We start from the raw sequence: 19,700 nt of genomic DNA on the forward strand, positions 1-19,700 counted from the left end.
AATATGCCACATAATAATAAAACAAAGATTGTTGCTACTTTAGGACCAGCAACTAATACTAAAGAAATTCTAACAAAATTAGCTCAAAAAGGAGTTAATGTATTTAGAATAAATTTTTCTCATGCAGATTACGAAGACGTAAAGCAAAAAGTAAAAATAATTAGAGAAATAAATAAAGAAAATGGATTTAATATAGCTATACTTGGTGATTTACAAGGTCCTAAATTGCGTGTAGGCGTTATGGAAGATGATGTTGTTTTAAATGAAGGAGATACTTTTACTTTTACGACAGAAAAATGTATAGGTACTAAAGAAAAAGCTTTTATGACCTATCAACGCTTTCCAAAAGATGTAAAAACGGGTGAGTTAATATTAGTTGATGATGGTAAATTATTATTTGAAGTAATCTCTACGAATAAAGAAACTGAAGTTGTAGTTAATGTTATTGTTGGTGGTTCTTTAAAATCTAAAAAAGGTGTAAACTTACCAAACACAGCTATTTCTTTACCTGCACTTACAGAAAAAGACATGGCAGATGCTGTTTTTGCTATTGAGCAAGAAGTAGATTGGATTGCATTATCTTTTGTAAGAACTCCAGAAGATTTAAGAATGTTACGCGATTTAATAGCTCAACATTCAGAATACAGAATACCTGTAATTGCAAAAATAGAAAAACCAGAAGCAGTTAAAAATTTAGATGCATTAATTCCTTATTGTGATGGATTAATGGTTGCACGTGGCGATTTAGGTGTTGAAATACCAATGCAAGAAGTACCACTTATTCAGAAAAAATTAGTGAGAAGAGCAAAACGAGCTAGGATTCCAGTAATTATTGCAACACAGATGATGGAAACTATGATTGAAAATTCTGTACCTACAAGAGCAGAAGTTAATGATGTTGCCAACTCTATTATGGATGGTGCTGATGCTGTAATGCTTTCTGGAGAAACTTCTGTAGGGAAACACCCAGTAAGAGTTATTCAAAAAATGTCTGAAATTATTAAAAGTGTTGAAAATTCTAGAATGATTAAAGTGCCTCATGAAGCTCCACATATTAGAACTAATAGATTTATCACAAAATCAATTTGTTATCATGCAGCTTTAATGGCAAATGATACAAATGCAGCTGCAATATCTACCTTAACAAATAGTGGTTATACAGCATTTCAAATTTCTGCTTGGAGACCTAGAACTCACGTATTGGCTTTTTCTACGAATAAAAGAATTTTAGGAAAACTAAACTTACTTTGGGGAGTTAGAGCTTATTACTATGACAAAAACTTATCTACTGACGACACTGTAGAAGATATTAATGAAATTGCAAAGCAAAAAGGATTTGTAGAACATGGAGATTTAATTATAAACCTTGCTTCAATGCCTTCAGAGGCTAGAGGAATGGTAAATACCTTAAGAGTTTCTGAAATTGATTAATATTGATGTTATATAAAATAAAAAAGCGATTAGAATTAAATTCTAATCGCTTTTTTTTAGCTATAAGCTTAATTTTTTACTAATGATAATAGCGTCATTAGTAACAAATGGCATAGGCATCATTTCTTCTGATCTAGGCTTAATATTAAAATTAGAATTTGTAAGCAAATCATAAGAAATCTCATTTAAAATAATATCTAAAGGTTCTTCTTTATCAATACTAAATGATAATGAAATTTCTTTATCAGAATTAGCAATGTGATATACTAGAAAAGTTCCACTTTTTACAGTATAATTTTTACCTTTATTTACTAAAACATCATTTACTTTAAATTGCTTGAGCGTTATTTTATTTTTCGTAATAAACTCAAGCTTATTTACTTTTCTTTTAGGTATAACTAGTACTTCTAAAAAGCGTTTATTACCGATAATAGTATCAAAATCAACTTTTATTTCTGATGAAGAAATATTTTTATAATCTGTTTTTTTATGATATCTAAAGCGAGTATTGTACTTGCTTTTAGTTTCCGCATTTTTAATACTTCCTTGTACAGCAGTATCATCAAAAATTTGTTTTGTATAAGTATCTAAAGTATTATTATAAGTGCCAAAGTAAGCAGTTTTAGTATCAGAATTTTGAATATAAACAATACTATTTGGCTTCTTTTTATCAACTGAAAAACCACTATTGTAAGTTGCTAATCCAAAGAAAATAATTGCAAATAGACAACTTAATTTTAACATCCAACTCGATTTTTTTTGATAGAAAGTAAGTACCATCAAACCAAAAATTAACGCCAGTAAAACTCCACTAATTAGTAACATTTTTAAGCCTAAACCAACAGGAAACATTTTAATCATTGGTGCAAAAATATAGATAGTTGGTATAGATAGAAGTGTAAATAGGGTACGTTTAGAACGTTCTTCCAAATTCATAAAAACTGAAATTACTAAAATAAATAGAGCACTAAAAACTGGTATTATAAAGAAACCTGCTCCTTTATAATCTTCTAAAATTAAAAAATTGATAATCAACCAAATAAAAATAGGCCCAATTAGTAAATCTGTTGTTTTATCTTGTTTTACAAAGTATTTATACACTTTTATAATAATGCATAAGTTTAAGAAAACAAAAGCTAAAATATATGTGTAGCCATTGTAAGTAAACCCATGTAACATATCTGTATATTCTGGATGAATTATTAAAATCAATTTCCATAAATAATAAGAAACTGCACCACATAAAACCACAGAAATGATAAATGGAAGTAAACTTTTAAAAGCTCCTTTTATCGTTATTTTATTCAGGGAAAAACCGAAAAAGAGTAAAACTATAAATAGGATTGTAGCACTAATTAATAATGGAATAACCCAAGAAAACGGATAGGTTAACAACCTCATAAATGGAAAGTTTACATACATAAAATCTTCATCAGAATTTAAGTTCTCTAAACTTGAATTTGAAAAATAGTTTAAAGTTGTTGTTAAATAATCTGCTTGATGCAACAACGTTTCCCTATCTAAACGTTCGTAAGAATCTTGTGCTGTATGATAATCGAAATGATCTCCAATAAAAGCAAAATTGAAACCATTAATATTACTTTCTTCTCTAAATACGGTTAAATCTGTATCATTAGGTAGCTTCTTGTAAATGCTATACATTAAAGAATTTGTAGCTGGAAAATTAGGTTTAGCTGCTAAAAATTCAGTTAAAAGTTTACTGTTTTTTCCATTCGTCTCCATCAACATATAACTTGGTCCACCACTACCTCTTGCTTCAAAATTTAAAACTAAACCCACATCTTTTGTCCAAGGATGATGATCAACAAAAGCTTGAGCACCTAATAAACCTAATTCTTCAGCATCAGAAATAAGAATAATAATATCATTTTTAGGTGTTTTATTTTTTGCCAAAAAAGCTCTAACTCCTTCTAAAATAGTAACAACTCCAGAACCTGCGTCACTTGCTCCTATAGCTGAATGTGGGTTAGAATCGTAATGAGATAATAACATTAGTGCTTTCCCATTTCCAGATCCTTTAATTCTTGCTAAAATATTTTCTGCAGTTGTAGCTGCAAACCATTTTCTATTTATTGCTGTTTGTGTTTGAATTTTTGTTTCTAAACCTAATTTCTGAAGTTCTTTTACAATATAATTCTGAACATTTTTATGTTCTAATGATCCTACATGATGAGATTTATCACTAATGTTTTTTAGGTGATGCAAAGCGTTATCCATAGAAAAACTACTAACCTCACTTGGCTTTTCTTTTGGAAGAACTGGTTGTAAATCAGAAAAACTCCAATACACAACACCTATAATTATAAAGATAGATAAAAGAGAAGAAAATCTTTTCATTTTAAGACGTTTAAGTTTTTATAAAAGTAGTAAATAAAAAAAACTTTGTTAAAATGTTGATTGAATGATAAAAATCTGTAAATTTAGAAACAACTTAAAACTAGTAAACTATGGGAATTAAGAGCTTTCAGGGAAAAAGAGATACATCACAAGGAAAAAAAGATGAACAAATTTTAGTGTCTGATTATATGACTACAAAACTGGTTACTTTTAAAGCTGAAGATTCTTTAGATCATGTAATTAGTATGTTGATTAAATATAAAATTTCTGGTGGACCAGTGGTTAATGATAAAAATGATTTAATTGGTATTATTTCTGAAACAGATTGTATAAAACATATTTCTGAAAGTAAGTATTACAATATGCCTTCTGATAGAAATAATACTGTTGGTAAATATATGGTTTCAGATGTTGATACTATTGATAAAAATATGAATATTTTTGATGCTGCTTTTAAGTTTTTGTCCTCTAGAAGAAGAAGATTTCCTGTTGTAGAAAACGGAAAATTAATTGGGCAATTAAGTCAAAAAGATGTTTTAAAAGCTGCTCTTAAAGTTAAAGGAAATACTTGGAAATAGTAGTAGATAACTACAACCTTTTTTTTGATTTAATATTAGGCAAATCTGTAATAATCAATTTCTGTTTTTCAGAACTTTCTAATTCTACTATTTTTGAATAGTTAAAACCCTTAATAGGTTCCTTTAAGTTTTTCCATTTTGCAATACCAGCAACTGTGATTTCTTCTCCTATTTCTATGATTCCTTCTGTGTACCTTATTTGTTTATTAAAACCTAAAAAGCCTGTACTTTTAATGTTGTAGTTTTTTAATAATTGTTCAAATTCTTGAGAAGCATCATTAAAGGTACCCGAACTCACTTTTTTATCAATTACTAAATGACTCATATAGTTTTTAGGATTTTGTTTGGGTTTTACCATAACATAATCTCCATTTTTCTCAAGAAAAAAATCTTGAATTTGTTCTTCTTTTACTAAAGTTTTCCAATGACTACTTTTACCATTGCTTTTTTTCTGCTCTATTTTTATAGAATAAAACACACATTTTCTTTTGCTAAAAGGAGCTACTAGAGGTTCTTTTATATGTAATGCTTTACCTTTAACCCTACTAAATTCATTGGCTTTTAAACTTCCAAATTGTTTAATTGGTAATTTAGAAAGTATTCTAATTATTTTTTGTTTTGTACTAAAAAAATAAATTGAAGAAGCTATAATAATAATGATTATTATAAATACAGCTAGAATTATAAATTTTATATTATCAATAATTAAAAATATCATAGCAAGAAATTTTATTTACATATAAGATGTTATTTTCTAGATAAAGTTACAATTTTAACCTCTTTTTATTAGTAAATAAACTTCATTTTCTAAAGCCAAATAACCCTCATCATAAACATAAAAATAAGTATTTCCTGTTTTTGTTTTGTAAATAGAAGTAAAAAATTGAAAATCAAAACCATTATCGAATAACTTTCTTCTAGTAACTTTTGTTTTACCAGAAATATTCAATTTTGATAAGATATTATAATTTTTTCGAAGTCTATTATTTGTATTCCTAATTAAGTTTTTGCTTTCTTTATTTACTTTGTTATTGTAGGCATTTCTACAATAATCTGAACAGAATTTTTTATCTATTCTACCTACAACTTTTTCTGAACACTCTAAACAAGTTCTTTCTACCAAAATATTTATTTTATTTAACTAACTGAATACAAATATATTAAAAATTATTAAACGAATATATTCGTTTACAAACGAAAACAAACGTTTAACAACCAATTTTAATTTGTATTGAGTTTCATCTTTGCAGTGTCAAAACGAATTGACAATAACAAAATAATAATTTTAAAACTTATCTTATGAATACGTTAAGAAACAAAGTACAATTAATTGGTAGATTAGGTCAAGAACCAGAAATCGTAAACTTTAAAGATGGAAACAAACTAGCAAAATTTTCTTTAGCTACTGATGATAGCTATAAAGACAAAAATTGAAATAAAGTTGAGCGTGCTTATTGGCACAATATCGTTGACCATTTGCGAAATTCGACTTCTCGCCCCAAAGCCTATGCCTAGAGGGTATAACATCAATCCAATAACTTTAGGAGATTACTTAAAACAATATAGATTAGAAAACGGTTATACAACTTTTGAACTCTCATTAGAGTTAGATGTTTACCAAACTACTATCTATAAATGGGAAAATAACGAATCAAATCCGAAAGGAAAAAACTTAAACAAAATCATAGAATTTATGGGGTACGACCCAAGAATTCACAAACCAATAAATACAAAATATTATGAACTCAATTAGAAACAAAGTACAGTTAATAGGAAATTTAGGAAACAATCCAGAAATTATCAACTTAGAGTCTGGTAAGAAATTAGCGAAATTCTCTCTTGCAACGAACGAAAGTTATACAAATGCATCAGGTCAAAAAATTGATAAAGTTGAATGGCACAATCTAGTTGCTTGGGGAAAAACTTGTGACATTATAGAAAAATACTTAACAAAGGGAAAAGAAGTAGCTATTGAAGGTAAATTAACTTCTCGTTCTTATGAAACTAAAGAGGGAGAGAAAAGATATATTACAGAAGTTGTTGTTAATGAACTTTTACTTTTAGCCGGAAAATAGTTGGGAATTTTGTTATGAAAATAAAAAGTTTGTCTTAATTTTAGGCAAACTTTTTTGTTTACTTAATTAAATCAAGTTCTAATATAATCGTTGGGGATATTACGCCCATTTGTAATCTAAAAATCATAGCTGTAATACCTCATAGAATTTCTCTTCCATACCCTAAAGATATGAGTTTAGAAGCAGAGTTAAAAAGAAAAAAACACCATCAAAAAAATGGTGTTTTAGTAATTTAATTTTCATTCAACCAAATCTCTTCAGATTTAATAAAGCCACACCAACGATGATTTTTATCAAACCCTCGAGTTGCAAGTTCATATCGAATTAGTTTTTCGATAGGCATTTTTGTGTGTATAAGAAATCGTAAAATTTCTCCATCCATTGTTGAAAAACAACCTGTAATTTGCTCCCAATGTGATAATGGATCTTTATCCATTCGAATATGCCGAATGATATTGTAATCAATTTCTGCATAACCTTTAGGTAAAATATCCAGAAACTCCATTTCAATTTCTTTAGCCGTAGCTTCTTCCACAAACGCGTAATTATTTTCTGGACCATTTATAATCCCGAAAGTAATCTTTGCATTTCTGTATTTGAAGTTTAGCCAAAGACAATGATGAATTGCCTTTTCTTTGGATGAAAAAATGTCTAAGTAAAAGTGTTCTTTATTCATAACGATTTACTTTTCACTTTTTTTTGCAAGTCCATTTGGAAAATAGAACCATTCGAGTACTAGGAAAAAGAGGAAAAGAACGTGTTGTACTCATTAGTAACCGGCTTGCAATGGCACTTTATAATTACCTAGCTGAGCAAAGAAAAACAGGTAAAATCACAGCTTACTTATTTGTGTCTTCAAAAAAGGATACAGGTTATACGGATGCTGGTCTTAAGCGATTAATTGTGTTATTTCGAGAGATTTGTGGGTTTCATTTTAGCGCTCATATGCTCAAACATACCTTCGCTACCTTAATGCTTAAAGGTGGCTGTGATATCTATACCTTATCCAAGATGATGGGACATAGTAATATTAAAATTACCACCGGATATACTTGGTTGATTACTGATGATTTAAGGGCGCAATTGTATAAGCATCCTTTGGAATATTGATTATTAATGAGTATTCATTTGATTTCAGTGGATTTTTACTACATTTAAAAGAATTAAAAAAAATACTTATTGCTAGGTATTCCAAATAGTATTTTATTGTATATCATTGATTAAAACTCAAGATAAATGGGAATCACATGGGAATCAATACGAGATTGGCTAGTTATTATAGCAAAAGAATCAAAGAACCATATAGCATCAATTATTATAATAATTCTTTTATTTTTTCTTTTATGGTTTTTCCTTCAGACTAGAGATTTATTAGTAGTCTTAAATCAACCAAAAGAAAAACATCTTTTCGAGATGATACTTTTCTTTTCAAGTATCACAATTTTATCATTCCTAATAAGTAATGTTAACGACTATTTCTATGGGAAGATTTCATTAATCCCAAGGGATAATAAGGAATTGGCCTTTCGCACTAAGACTATGGATTCCTTCAGTCAAAATGAGTCCGATAAATAATATGTGCAAAGAATGTTGCCTAAAATATTAGGAACTTTTTTATTCTCAACACTGTTTTTTCAATAAATCATATCCGAGCAGATATTTACAATCACACCTTTACTAAATAATTTTCTTTAGGAGCATTTATAATCCTTTCTATGCTACTTGTTCTAATTCTTAATATAGATGTTAAAAGGTTTATTGAGTCCTATTTTCAAAAGTTTAAATTTTCTAGATATATCCCAAATATCGTACTCATAATTTCACCATTAGTCAGAATAGGTTTAGGTGTTTTCAATAAAGATTGAATTCCAGAAGATATTATTAAGACTGTTTTAAGTATCCATCAATATGAGTCAAAACTAAATACTTTGAGAAAACAAGGTTAGTATATTGTGAGTAAAGTCTTGCCATCAAAAGGACTAAAGAAACCAAACACTTCTTAATCAGTACTTTCGAATTTTCAAATCATATCTAAAAGAAAAATACTTTTTCTTTTTACTTTAAAATAGTAGCTAAAAAAACTTAAAATCCCATTCATACTTTTAGTTTTCTATTTAAGGCTTTGAATTTTTACACTTAAGAAATAAGTTTTTGATTATAGTTACTATTCATTCTCCCCTTTTAGCAAATCTTCTCACAAGAAGTTAATTGATTTATGTGACTTTTCTAATATAGGTTTTAAATCCTTTAATGAGGGTGTTTTGAAAATATCGTTCGGAATATAAATTTTATGTTCATAATGTGATCTTACATTATTAAAATCATTCACAAAGAAATCCATTTCTTCCTTTGTTGAAGTTGATAAAATTGGTCTGTCTTGAAAATACTTGCTTTTTAGTATTCTATAAGTTCCTTCAATTATTGAATTTGAAAATCTAACATCCTTTAATGCTATTTTCTTGTTAACACTTACGTGTTGGTTTTTTATAAATTCATGTATACTGTTGTTATTATTTTCTGTACCTCCATCAACTATTAAATCCACATTCGACCTCCATACTGAAATATCGAACTCATTTTTTATAGCACTTTTCAGAGTTTCTAATCTAATATTTGCTGAGAGTTTCTTGGACACATCGTAGGCGACAATCTGTCTTGAAAAATTATCTACAATCGTATAAATGTAGTATTGAATGTTATCTATCGTTTTGTAATAGGTTACATCCATATGCCAAAATTCATTGGGAATACTTGCTCATGTTGAAATACGTTTTCTCCTATGAAATTTAAAATCGTGATATAGACTTTACAAAAAGTGACAAACATTTTCTTTAGTTGTTCTACTTTTTCATCATAGATGATTTGTAAATCATTAATGTTATTGTTGATACTTGAAGAGAACTCACTTCCTAAATATTCATGTGGATTATCATTTTTCCAGCAATGAGCAGTTGTTGGTTTCATAGTGGGTGTAAAATTATCTGGTAACAGATGATTTTGAATACCTAAAGCATAGCAAATTTTTACTGAAGAATGGTAAGATTTGTACTTTTTCATCTCATAGATAAAAATGAAATTTTACCAAAAAAAGAAATTATTTTCAATTTTTAGAGATTTTCGAAAATTCGAAAAACAACCTCAAAAACGAGGTGGTTTTTTAGTGGCGCATAGGGGGGAGCCTATCAAAAAACTTAATATACTGTTCAAAGCGAATGGTATATTTTTATACAACTTATTGATCCCCAATAATATTTTTATCTAAATTTCAAAAAGTGTCATTTTACTACACTACCTAACAAATATTACAGATGATAGAATTTTTGATACAACAGAAATAATAGTTAGAATCCATTTTTGATTATTTGAAGAATCAAATATTTAGTTTTATTAAAATTTTAAAATATGCTTAAAAAAATTACACTAAAAATGACTTTTGCCTTTTTACTCACAAGTGCATTTTGTCATAGTCAAACAACGATTAGTGCCACTTCTTCAGGATTTACAAGAGAAAATTCTACAGTTGATGGTGCTTCTAATGGATCCTACACTTTTCAAAACCTTCCTATGAAGAGACCATCTTTTGCTGGTACAGGAACGGATGGAAGAAAAAACTACTTTAATTTTGACTATAATTCAATCTCAGACAAATCTATAGTTAATGCAAGTTTCCGAATTACTTTTAGTTCCATTTCTAATGCTGGAAATGATGGAGGTTTTACTTTAGTATTAAAAGCCTATGTAGAGGATATAAATAGTCTTCCTTTAGACCCCAATGCGGATCCATATAATTTTATAGGATATACCGAATATTCTATTGAAGAAAAGGTTTATAATGGAGGAGGAGATTATCCAACAGCTGGTACTGTAGTAAATTTTGATATTGAACAGTTTTTAAAGGACAGATTAAGTGAATCTAAAACCAAAGTTTTATTTGAAATATCAATTAAAGCTAAAGTAACAGATAATACTTTTTTTGGAAATATTGCGTCTAGTTTAAAATCTACAACTTCTCAAAGACCTGTCATAGTAGCTACTGTTGGTAATGGGTTCATAAGTGCCTCTGGTAACTGGTCTACGGCTTCAAACTGGTCTACTGGTTCTGTACCAACTTCTGCAGAAGATGTAGTTATTAATAGTGGAAACGTAGCAACGTTAGATGTATCATCTGCTACTGTAGATGATTTGTTTGTTGAAGGAACTTTTAATGTATCAGCAGGAAATCAATTAACTGTAGATGGTAATTTAACACAAAGCGGAACTTTAAGTCTACAATCAGATGCCTCTAGCTCATCTGCAATGATTGTAAATGGTACATCAACAGGAAATGTAACATATAATAGACACTTGACTGCTGTAGCTGGTGATGCAAACGGATGGCATTTACTAGCTTCTCCTGTTGCTGGGCAAACCTTCAATAACGCTTATGCAACAGCCAACGATTTAGCAACAAGTACAACCAATGCAACTTTAAGAGGATTAGGCGTGAGTTATAATGATGGTGCAGCTTCGGGTAGTAAATGGAGTTATTTATCCACAACCGATAGTAATGCTGGAACATTTAGTTCTGGTAATGGATATTCAATGAAAAAGAGCTCTACAGGTACTGTAGCTTTCACAGGGACAATAAATACAGATAACGTTAACGGTATTGCAGTTTCTACAGCAGGTAATGGATTTAATTTATTAGGTAATCCTTATACTTCTTTTATGAGTAGTCAAACTTTTTTTACTAATAATTCAGATACTACTGGAGAAATATGGACTTATGCAAGTGGTTCTGGATATACAGCCAGAGCTGCAGTTCAAAACTTTGTAGTTGCTCCTGGTCAAGGTTTTTTTATTGACGTTACCAGCGGAACTGCAGTAAATTTCTCGGAAAGTAACCAAGCCTTAACAGGAGATTTGTTCCAAAAAACTAATTCTGCAGAAGTTAAACTTACAATTTCTGATGGTACAAACAGTAGATATGCACAAATTTTATACTTTGACAATAATGTTTCTGTGGATCACGATAAAGGGTATGAAGCTAGATTATTTAGTGGGGTATCTCATTCATTTGCTGTCTACTCACATTTACTTGGTGAAGATATAGGAGAAAAATATCAAGTTCAATCCCTACCAAATTCTAATCACGAAACAATGGTAATTCCAATAGGAATAATTGCAGATTCAGGTAAAGAAATTACTTTTAAACTTGAAGCTCTAAACTTACCAAAGAACTTAAAAGTATATTTAGAGGATAGAGAAAATAATATATTTACAAGATTAGACGAAGCAAATATGGACTATAAAATAACTTTAAATAACGCTCTAAATAGTACTGGACGTTTTTATTTACATTCCAAAAGTTCTTCGGTTCTAAACACAGAAAATTTAACTCTTTCTAATGTTGGTATATATCCTATAAACGAAAATATGTTAAGAATTACAGGTATCAACAATAGTAGTAGAGTATCAGTTAATTTATATAGTATATTAGGAAAGAAAGTTTTTGATACTTCTTTTACATCTAATGGAGTTTCAGAAGTAAGTCTACCTGATCTAAATGCAGGCATTTACATTGTTCAATTAAGCACAGATCAAGGTAAAATCAATAAGAAAATAGTATTAGAATAATTATTAAAAGTTTAAAATATAAAGAGAATATTATGAAAAAAAATATAGAAACTCGAGATACGAATAAAAATATTACACGTAAAGAAGCTATTAATAAAATAGGAAATTACGGTAAGTATGCAGCATTAACCGCTTTAGGAACTTATCTCATTTTGAGCCCCGATAAAGCTCAAGCACAAAGCCCCGAATCTCCAGGAACTGGTTTTTAATAATAATAATTTCAAGAGATTTTATTTATAATATTCACTAGGAAAATTAATCGAAAGAACAACCATATAAAATATGGTTGTTTTTTTGTTTGATGAATACTTAAAAAAGTTATGTTGGGCATTGTGGAAGTCTGGACACAATAAAATGGAAAAATTGTAACAATAAACAACGATTCAAGTGTAAAAACTTTGGAATATTATTTACCTTATAGCATAAAAAAGTAAGTCAAATCGATTTATTTGGTTTGAAAAGTGGGTTGTCGGTAGGAGAACTATTACCGATTTGGTATTAGAAAGTGGTTATTCAGATAAAACCATTAGAAGGCATTTTAGTTCTTATTTAACCAAGCCTACTTTTCTCTCTATTCATCTTTCTGACCCTGATACAGGAAGATATTGGTACAATCACAAAATGTTTCATTTTTTAGACAATCTAAGATATCTAAATCAACAAACTCAATAGAGTCTTTCTTCGGTTATCTAAAGGGGCATTTAAACATTTAAAAAGGGAATATCTTATAAATATAGAAAGTAATCATCAATTAATTACCAACCATTTTTAACCACATTTCTTAATAAAAAATACTAGGAGAAATTAATGTATTAATTGTCTCCTAGTATTTTATTAATTATTAATATTTGCTTTACTATAAAAAATTATTTTAAGTCATAAACCATATAATAGTCTACGTGTAACCAAGCATCAGAAACTGGCCATTGCAAGTTTTTTACTCCTTTCTTTATAGAAATAATAGCGTAATTATGTTTTCTAAACCATTGATGTATACTATTGGTACTATTTGTATTGGTAAAGTATATTTTATCAAATGATGTCCAAACACCATCTGTGTATTTCCAAGCTCTCACATAATCGGGATGATATTCAACAGCATCAACTGTCCAATTTGTCCATTCATTTCCTTCTTCAGAGGGTCTTAGTACCCTAGCTTCGTGTATTCCTCCTGGAGCCCAACCATGTACTTTTGCATTCCATTTTGGTGGACTCATCCTATCTCTTTCAATTAAATCTAATTCAATTCTATAAACGCCATGTACATTAGGATAAGATGCATAAGTTTGCCCAAAATTTTCCCCTGCAGTCCAGATTGCATCATGCCATCCTGTTAAGCTACCCACATGCCTCCATCTAGTTACATAAAAACCGTATTTAGAAGTATTTAAAGCAGATAAACCACTTCCTGTTGAAAATGTATCATACTTACCTTTTATGGATAGAAAAGAACTATCAACAATTTTAACATAGTCACTGCCTGTACCCCAATGTTGTGGACCACTTAAAACTCTATGCGTCCACTTATTCCAATCTAGTGTACTAAAGTCGTCAGATACATTTTCATTTGGAGAACTTTCATAAAGGCTTGCTATAGAAGCCGGAAGACTAAAATTTGGTGCTTGAACAGATTTACTTAATAAACTCTGCTCTTTTGTTTTTATATTTTGTAATATGTCTGGTTCGATTATCTCTTCTGTATTGCAACTGGAAAAAGATAAACAACAAACAAAAAACACTAAAAATATTTTTTTCATAAGTTTAAAATTTAAGTTATAATTAAGGTTTGTATTTTATTATATACCTCTTCTAAGCTGTACATCTATTCCAGGTCTTTTGGTTACATCTGAAAATGTATGGCTACCAATGTAATAAAGACCTTTACTAGAAATTTCCTTTATTCTAACTACAATTTTATTTTCTCCTTGAGCTAAAGATTTATTAACAAAAGCTGAAATATCGTATTCGAACTTAATTTGTTGAGATGTTGTTGTTGTATTAAAGTTTTTTGTTCCAATAAGCTCTAAACTGGTATCTGTAGGTTGTGAACTCCACGTCCATGAAGTATTTAGATCTCCATTTAATGCTTTGGCTTCTATGGTGCCTGGACCAGCAGATGCTCCTTGTGGGTGACTTCTAGTAAGCCAAAAGTGTAAAATATATCTATTTTTATCCTCGAGGGTATTTATAGTATTTAAATCAAATTCTATAAAAACGATTCTATCAAACTGCCCTCCTTGTGTTCTTAAATCTAAATCTTGCGAACTTGATAATCCATTGGTAGCATGTATAAATGCTGAATTGGTGGACTCTAGTGTCTGATTGAAGATATATTGTACTGGGTTTACCGTTATTTGTGCTTGACCATTAGCGTCTCCTAAATCGCCAAATCGTGTAGAGGTGAATTCTGCAAATACTGTAGTTGTAGTATCAGGTGCAATTTTGAAATCGTGATTATTATTGTTTATATCGTAAATATATCTAGTATACTTTATCTTATTTTTTCCTACCCAATAGTATGATAATCCAAAAGGAGCTGTTCCATCAAACCTTACACTAACAGTAGCTGAATCTCCTTCTAATATTTGAGAATTACCACTTATTACTGCCATAGGTGCTTCAATAATGTTACTCTCGCAACTTTCTATGAGAAGAACAGCAAATAGAAGAAGTATTGAGTAACCTAATTTAAATTGATATTTCATAAAATTTTATTCTATTAGTTCATTTGAATCTGTTTCTGTTCTAGGGATTGGCCATTTATATCCTAAAGAAGGATTAAAAGTTCTAGTTTCTAAACTATACAATTCGTAAGTTGCTGATCTAGTTTGTAATCGAGATGGCCTGTAGCCTTTAGCATCGGTAAGTACTTGATTTCCAATATCCCATCTTTTTATGTCGTGGAATCTTAATCCTTCTAATGCAAATTCAACTCTCCTTTCATGTCTAATAATTTCTCTTAACCTATTTTGTGTGAGTCCTGTTCCTTCAACATCTTCAACTTTGGGCATCATAACACTTGGTCTTTGTCTTACTTGATTAATTAGGCTTACTACATAATTTTCGTTAAAACTACCCATTTCAACTAAAGCCTCAGCCTCCATTAAAAGTATATCTGCATAACGAATTATCACAGGATTTGCTCCCGAAATATTTTGAACCCAATTGTTAGAATGGTCTACATATTTTCTTGCCTTAAAACTTGAGAAATTAGCAGTTCTAAAACTACTTGGATAATAAATCTCTTTATCAGCATTATTCCCTACACCATCTCTTTTATATCGAAAAAAGGAGTAAGGGACTACTATAGTAGCATACATTCTAGGATCTCTATTTGTAAATCTATTATCATAAAGATTTTCATTTTTTACTTTGGTTGAAGGACTGTATATGTCTGAATTTATAGAAGTATCATAAAGTGTATTGGTAGGGTCATTTATTGATAATCCATTTGTAGAGTAAAACTGCTCTTCAAGGTTTTGTAGTATTTGATAACCTCCCCAAAATACAAACCTTGTATACCAGAAATTAGATAAATTTCTAACAGCTTGGTCGGTTTCATATTGTAAATCAAAGATTACTTCCGTATTTGTAGCTTCGTTTTCTGGTAAAAAAATACCTGCAAAATCATCCATCAAAGTGTAAATACCAAGGTCTTTAACTTTCTGACAATTGTCAATTGCATTTTGAAATTGTTTATTATAAAGATAAACTCTAGCTTTTATGGCAAAGGCAGCTCCTTTCGTAGCTCTACCTCTTTCTGACATATCATATTCTACCGGTAAAAGTGTTGATGCAACTTCTAGGTCGTTTAAGATAAAGGTAAGTATTTCGTCTTCTGAACTTAGTGGTTTATCCTTTTCTGCTAAACTTTCTGGTTTTGTTCTAAGAGGTACAGCACCATAAAATTCTAATAAATCAAAATATGCTAATGCCCTTAAAAAGTGGGCTTCTCCTTTAAATTGATTATATTTTTCTTCTGACATTTCTATGTCATCAATATAGAATAATACTGTATTTGCCCTAAGTATAGTTCTGTAATTTCTGGCCCACTTTTGCTCTATAAAAAAAGTTTCATTATTGTATATTCTTTTCCACATTTCTTGATACCCAACGTAATATCCATTATCAACTATAAAATCTGTTTTTATAGGTTCTTCTCTATCTGATATATATGCTTTATAAGTTCCGTTTACGGCATATTCAATATCTTTTTCAACTGTAAAATTATCTGGTGATAAAAAGTCTATCGGTTCACGATTTAAAAACTTGTCATCATTACATGACGTAAAAATTAAATTCACAAAAATTAATATTAGTAATAAGTTTTTCATCTTTCTAATTATTTTGGTTAAAAACTTAGATTAAATCCTAAAGACATAGTGGCAATTTGAGGGTGGAAATTTCCTCTAGTATTTCGATAATCTCTTTCAGGATCATACCCATCTAGAAAATTTGTTATTGTAAATAAATTTTCAGCTGTAGCAAATACATTTAATTTTTTTATCCTAAATTTTTCTAGTAATTGCTGATTGAAACTATAAGAAAGGGTAACATTTTTCATTCTAAAATAATCTGCATCATAAATATTATAGTCTGATACTAAAGCATCTCTAACTTTATCTTCATAAAGTCTTGCAAAACTTGTATTTTGATTTTCAAAAGTCCATCTATTAGTTGCTAATTCTCTACTAACACTTCCATTACCAACATTCCAAAAAGGACCTACTCCTGGACCGTTCACATAAGCTTGCGCTCCAGCAACTCCTTGCCCTATTAATCTTAGACTCCAATTCTTGTAGGCAAAGTTTATATTAAAACCATAATTTATCTTTGGAATAGACCTCCCTATTATAGTTTTATCATCTGAAGTTATTATATTATCTCCATTGGTATCAACAAGTTTTATGTCTCCTGGTGCAGGATTTGACATTACTGATGATTGATCTGTAATTCCACTTTTTAATAGGTAGTTTCTTTGTTCGTGAGGTATAGATAGATCACTATTATTTTGCCATGTGAAGTCTGATATTTGTAATAAACCGTCTGTTTTATATCCGAAAAAAGACGCAAAAGAACTACCAACTTGACTTCTTAATACTCCAAACTCTGAATTTGTACTAGCGTGGTCAACAAAATCTAGATCATTGCCTAAACTAGTAACTTCATTATGTAAATAACTTATATTCGAATTTATTGTGAATTCTAAACCATCTGGATTTGGTTTAGATTTGTATCCAATATCTAAATCAAAACCTTCATTAAGCATATTACCAATATTTTGATAAGGTAATGTGGTAACACCCAATGATGATGGGATGGTTATTCTTGCCAAAATATCTGAAGTAGTTTTCCTGTAGTAATCAAAGTTTATGGTTACTTTACCATATAATTTCATATCAAAACCGATATCTGTTTGTTCTGTAGTTTCCCATGTAGTATCAGGATTTGCTAAAACTGTAGTCCCGCTTCCAGGAACAATATTACCTCCAAAAGAATAAAACTCTGTAACACTTAACTGATCTGAAGCGGCATAAGCAGTATATATATTTTGATTACCTAATCTACCCCATGAGGCTCTAAGTTTTAATTTAAATACATCTGTATTTTTCATAAATTTTTCTTTATCTACTACCCAACCAAGAGAAGCAGAAGGAAAAACCCCATATTTCTGACCATCTGCAAAACGTGAAGATCCATCTCTTCTCATACTAAAGTTAAAAATGTATCTGTATTTATAAGAATAGTTTATTCTTCCAAATTGCGAAACAGTTGCATTAGAAGTCGCTCTTGAAGTAAGAAAACTTGTAGAAGGGTCTCCGAAATCGAAGATAGGTAAATTGTTAGAAAGGTTATTTACAAAAGCTCTATCATAAGTAAAGTCTCTCTCAAGTCTCTCATAACCAAATAAAAAACTAGCTCTATGTCCTTTGTTTTTGTAATTGTAGTCTACAGTTGCTGTTAATTGATTTGTATTTGTTTGATACCAATCTTTGGTTAAAGAAGATAATTGGAGTGAACCTTCAAATGAATTGTCTATGCTTCCAGCTGTTTCAAATTCTGGTAATAATCTTTGATAGTCTAATTCGAATCTATTTTTACTATATAATAGCTTAGCTTTAATATTTTTAATTGGTTTAATAGTAACAGAACCTTGCAGCCTAAGTGAAGTTCTTTGATTATCTATTCCTCCTCCAATATCTTCTATATATAAGTGCCTTCCTGCAAAACTTGGCGCACCATTATCTGAAATTACAAATGTCGTTGGTGTATTAGAGGCTAATTGGCTTAATATAGTTGACGTAGAAGAAGATAACTCGTGTGTATTTGCTTCATCACCATAAATATTAAGATTAAAGATAATTTTGTCATCCCAAAATTTTCCATTAAGCCTTGTTCTAAAAGAAAGTTTATCAGTATTAGTACCTTTTAAAACTCCTTCTTGATCGAGATAGGTTAAAGAACTTGAAAAATTATATTTTTTATCACCACCTCGTAAATTTAGATAATGACTGCTTAAAGCTGCTGTTTGAAAATAGGTGTCATACCAATCTGTATTAGGTCTATTTCTGTTTAACCCATATTCGAACTCTTTTATATCAAAATCGCTGTATATTTCTGGTAGTCCTACATTCTGTCTAGCTTCATTTCGTAATTGTGCATGTTCCCAAGAATTTACCATATTTGGTAAGCGTGTTGGTTGAGTAATGGTATACAAAAAGTTATAATCTAAATTGAGCCCTTTTGAACTATTTTTCGTTTCAATAATTATAACACCTGCAGATGCCCTAGACCCATAAATTGATGCAGAAGCAGCATCTTTTAATACCGATAATGATTTTATATCATTAGGATTAATGTCGTTAAAATCCCCAGGAACTCCATCTATTATTATTAAAGGATCATTATTATTGTCGATAGAAGATACGCCTCTAATTCGTATTGATGAATTTGTATTACCTGGTTGTCCTGAATTTTGTACAATATTAACTCCTGAAACTTTTCCTTGTAGTAGTTGAGCTGCATCAGATACAGCTCTATCTTTAGCATCTTTTGTACTTACAGTAGTTATTGCTCCAGTTACTTCTGTTTTTTTCTTTGAACCATAACCCACTACAACAATTTCATCTAACTGTGTAGTATCTTCAATTAATATTATTTCTATATATTTTTTTTCTAATATTTTAATATTTTGTTGTTCAAAACCAAGAAAATTGATTATTAAAACAGAGTTTTTGTCTTTTATTTTGATTTCAAATTCTCCATTTATATTAGAAAGAGTTGCATTATTTGTTCCTTTTTCTAAAATTGAAGCTCCAAATATTGCGTTACCTTTTACATCTGTAATTTTTCCTTTTATTTCTATTTGTTGAGACCTTAAAACTTCTATTTTAGAATTTATTGTTTTAGAATAAACATGAAAGTGAAATATTATTATTGCTAATACAATTAATTTTCTTTGAAGTGATAAAATATTTTTAAGAAAAATCATTTGTGGTTATATATTAAATTTTGAGATTGATATAAGATAAACTTATCTTTAGATTGGTCAAAATTATAATTTGCTACATATTCTATGACTTTTTTGTGTAACTTAAATTAATTCTATTGTAACAATTTTACTATTTGCTGCTAAAATCGT

General features: G+C 29.5%; 17 protein-coding genes and 1 pseudogene. 8 read left to right on the top strand and 10 right to left on the bottom strand.

The annotated features are described in order from the left end of the window. Positions 1–3 precede the first annotated feature (3 nt). Complete coding sequence (gene pyk, locus BTO18_RS11660) at positions 4–1,431, top strand: pyruvate kinase (protein WP_105016388.1); 1,428 nt, start codon at positions 4–6, stop codon at positions 1,429–1,431. Positions 1,432–1,491: 60 nt separating this feature from the next. Here pyk and BTO18_RS11665 read toward each other — a convergent pair whose 3' ends face one another. Continuing rightward, positions 1,492–3,789 carry a M20/M25/M40 family metallo-hydrolase gene (locus BTO18_RS11665; protein ID WP_105016389.1) on the bottom strand — a complete coding sequence of 766 codons (2,298 nt, stop codon included), beginning with the start codon at positions 3,787–3,789 and terminating at the stop codon, positions 1,492–1,494. Positions 3,790–3,899: 110 nt separating this feature from the next. Between BTO18_RS11665 and BTO18_RS11670 the strand changes: the two genes are divergently transcribed. Next, a complete protein-coding gene (locus BTO18_RS11670) occupies positions 3,900–4,367 on the top strand; it encodes a CBS domain-containing protein (RefSeq protein ID WP_105016390.1) in 468 nt (155 codons plus the stop codon). Positions 4,368–4,377: 10 nt separating this feature from the next. Here BTO18_RS11670 and BTO18_RS11675 read toward each other — a convergent pair whose 3' ends face one another. Together BTO18_RS11675 and BTO18_RS11680 are read right to left on the bottom strand one after the other, a co-directional pair. Next, on the bottom strand, positions 4,378–5,085 hold the full coding sequence (locus BTO18_RS11675) for a GIDE domain-containing protein (protein WP_105016391.1): 708 nt from the start codon (positions 5,083–5,085) through the stop codon (positions 4,378–4,380). Between the two features lie 54 nt (positions 5,086–5,139). Further along, the gene (locus BTO18_RS11680; protein WP_105016392.1) at positions 5,140–5,490 is read right to left on the bottom strand and encodes a hypothetical protein; all 351 of its coding nucleotides are present in this window, start codon (positions 5,488–5,490) and stop codon (positions 5,140–5,142) included. Positions 5,491–5,666: 176 nt separating this feature from the next. Between BTO18_RS11680 and BTO18_RS11685 the strand changes: the two are divergent. From BTO18_RS11685 to BTO18_RS11695, 3 genes and pseudogenes are all read left to right on the top strand, one after another. Further along, positions 5,667–5,798, top strand: a pseudogene (locus BTO18_RS11685) (single-stranded DNA-binding protein); the annotation flags it as partial. A gap of 16 nt (positions 5,799–5,814) precedes the next feature. Next, positions 5,815–6,120: a helix-turn-helix domain-containing protein gene (locus BTO18_RS11690; RefSeq protein WP_226789082.1), complete on the top strand. Its 306-nt coding sequence runs from the start codon at positions 5,815–5,817 to the stop codon at positions 6,118–6,120. Further along, positions 6,107–6,442: a single-stranded DNA-binding protein gene (locus tag BTO18_RS11695; protein WP_105016394.1), complete on the top strand. Its 336-nt coding sequence runs from the start codon at positions 6,107–6,109 to the stop codon at positions 6,440–6,442. The genes BTO18_RS11690 and BTO18_RS11695 overlap by 14 nt, the downstream gene beginning before the upstream one ends. Before the next feature lie 232 nt (positions 6,443–6,674). Here the strand turns inward: BTO18_RS11695 and BTO18_RS11700 are convergent, their stop codons facing one another. Next, on the bottom strand, positions 6,675–7,118 hold the full coding sequence (locus BTO18_RS11700) for a hypothetical protein (RefSeq protein ID WP_105016395.1): 444 nt from the start codon (positions 7,116–7,118) through the stop codon (positions 6,675–6,677). 35 nt (positions 7,119–7,153) lie between these two features. Here BTO18_RS11700 and BTO18_RS11705 point away from each other — a divergent pair, with 35 nt between their 5' ends. Then, positions 7,154–7,552 (top strand): tyrosine-type recombinase/integrase, encoded by a 399-nt coding sequence (locus BTO18_RS11705; RefSeq protein ID WP_170063264.1) that lies wholly within the window; start codon positions 7,154–7,156, stop codon positions 7,550–7,552. Between the two features lie 1,084 nt (positions 7,553–8,636). Here BTO18_RS11705 and BTO18_RS11715 read toward each other — a convergent pair. Continuing rightward, positions 8,637–9,170 carry a DDE-type integrase/transposase/recombinase gene (locus tag BTO18_RS11715; protein WP_105016398.1) on the bottom strand — a complete coding sequence of 178 codons (534 nt, stop codon included), beginning with the start codon at positions 9,168–9,170 and terminating at the stop codon, positions 8,637–8,639. After that, positions 9,161–9,499 carry a hypothetical protein gene (locus BTO18_RS11720; protein ID WP_105016399.1) on the bottom strand — a complete coding sequence of 113 codons (339 nt, stop codon included), beginning with the start codon at positions 9,497–9,499 and terminating at the stop codon, positions 9,161–9,163. The genes BTO18_RS11715 and BTO18_RS11720 overlap by 10 nt, the downstream gene beginning before the upstream one ends. A gap of 345 nt (positions 9,500–9,844) precedes the next feature. On the opposite strand from BTO18_RS11720, the gene BTO18_RS11730 reads away from it, so the two are divergent. Both BTO18_RS11730 and BTO18_RS17670 read left to right on the top strand, forming a co-directional pair. Beyond that, positions 9,845–12,058 (top strand): DUF8693 domain-containing protein, encoded by a 2,214-nt coding sequence (locus tag BTO18_RS11730; RefSeq protein ID WP_105016401.1) that lies wholly within the window; start codon positions 9,845–9,847, stop codon positions 12,056–12,058. A gap of 32 nt (positions 12,059–12,090) precedes the next feature. Further along, positions 12,091–12,267, top strand: a complete 177-nt coding sequence (locus BTO18_RS17670; protein WP_170063265.1) for a hypothetical protein — start codon at positions 12,091–12,093, stop codon at positions 12,265–12,267. 657 nt (positions 12,268–12,924) lie between these two features. Here BTO18_RS17670 and BTO18_RS11740 read toward each other — a convergent pair. The 4 genes from BTO18_RS11740 to BTO18_RS11755 are packed head-to-tail and all read right to left on the bottom strand — an operon-like array spanning position 12,925 to position 19,550. Then, entirely contained in the window at positions 12,925–13,815 is an 891-nt protein-coding gene (locus BTO18_RS11740) for a hypothetical protein (protein ID WP_105016403.1), read from the bottom strand. A gap of 39 nt (positions 13,816–13,854) precedes the next feature. Then, complete coding sequence (locus BTO18_RS11745; protein WP_146106924.1) at positions 13,855–14,763, bottom strand: hypothetical protein; 909 nt, start codon at positions 14,761–14,763, stop codon at positions 13,855–13,857. 6 nt (positions 14,764–14,769) lie between these two features. Continuing rightward, positions 14,770–16,392, bottom strand: coding sequence for a RagB/SusD family nutrient uptake outer membrane protein (locus BTO18_RS11750; RefSeq protein WP_105016405.1), 1,623 nt, complete (start codon positions 16,390–16,392; stop codon positions 14,770–14,772). Positions 16,393–16,409: 17 nt separating this feature from the next. Next, positions 16,410–19,550, bottom strand: a complete 3,141-nt coding sequence (locus BTO18_RS11755; protein WP_105016406.1) for a SusC/RagA family TonB-linked outer membrane protein — start codon at positions 19,548–19,550, stop codon at positions 16,410–16,412. Positions 19,551–19,700 lie beyond the last annotated feature (150 nt).

The sequence above is a fragment of the Polaribacter porphyrae genome (assembly GCF_002954685.1).
Lineage (GTDB): Bacteria > Bacteroidota > Bacteroidia > Flavobacteriales > Flavobacteriaceae > Polaribacter > Polaribacter porphyrae.

Bases quoted from the DNA above. Each gene is read 5' to 3' on its own strand.
- pyk (WP_105016388.1), top strand. From the start codon at position 4: ATGCCACATAATAATAAAACAAAGATTGTTGCTACTTTAGGACCAGCA.
- BTO18_RS11665 (WP_105016389.1), bottom strand. From the start codon at position 3,789: ATGAAAAGATTTTCTTCTCTTTTATCTATCTTTATAATTATAGGTGTT.
- BTO18_RS11670 (WP_105016390.1), top strand. From the start codon at position 3,900: ATGGGAATTAAGAGCTTTCAGGGAAAAAGAGATACATCACAAGGAAAA.
- BTO18_RS11675 (WP_105016391.1), bottom strand. From the start codon at position 5,085: ATGATATTTTTAATTATTGATAATATAAAATTTATAATTCTAGCTGTA.
- BTO18_RS11695 (WP_105016394.1), top strand. From the start codon at position 6,107: ATGAACTCAATTAGAAACAAAGTACAGTTAATAGGAAATTTAGGAAAC.
- BTO18_RS11700 (WP_105016395.1), bottom strand. From the start codon at position 7,118: ATGAATAAAGAACACTTTTACTTAGACATTTTTTCATCCAAAGAAAAG.
- BTO18_RS11715 (WP_105016398.1), bottom strand. From the start codon at position 9,170: ATGGATGTAACCTATTACAAAACGATAGATAACATTCAATACTACATT.
- BTO18_RS11720 (WP_105016399.1), bottom strand. From the start codon at position 9,499: ATGAAAAAGTACAAATCTTACCATTCTTCAGTAAAAATTTGCTATGCT.
- BTO18_RS11730 (WP_105016401.1), top strand. From the start codon at position 9,845: ATGCTTAAAAAAATTACACTAAAAATGACTTTTGCCTTTTTACTCACA.
- BTO18_RS17670 (WP_170063265.1), top strand. From the start codon at position 12,091: ATGAAAAAAAATATAGAAACTCGAGATACGAATAAAAATATTACACGT.
- BTO18_RS11740 (WP_105016403.1), bottom strand. From the start codon at position 13,815: ATGAAAAAAATATTTTTAGTGTTTTTTGTTTGTTGTTTATCTTTTTCC.
- BTO18_RS11745 (WP_146106924.1), bottom strand. From the start codon at position 14,763: ATGAAATATCAATTTAAATTAGGTTACTCAATACTTCTTCTATTTGCT.
- BTO18_RS11750 (WP_105016405.1), bottom strand. From the start codon at position 16,392: ATGAAAAACTTATTACTAATATTAATTTTTGTGAATTTAATTTTTACG.
- BTO18_RS11755 (WP_105016406.1), bottom strand. From the start codon at position 19,550: ATGATTTTTCTTAAAAATATTTTATCACTTCAAAGAAAATTAATTGTA.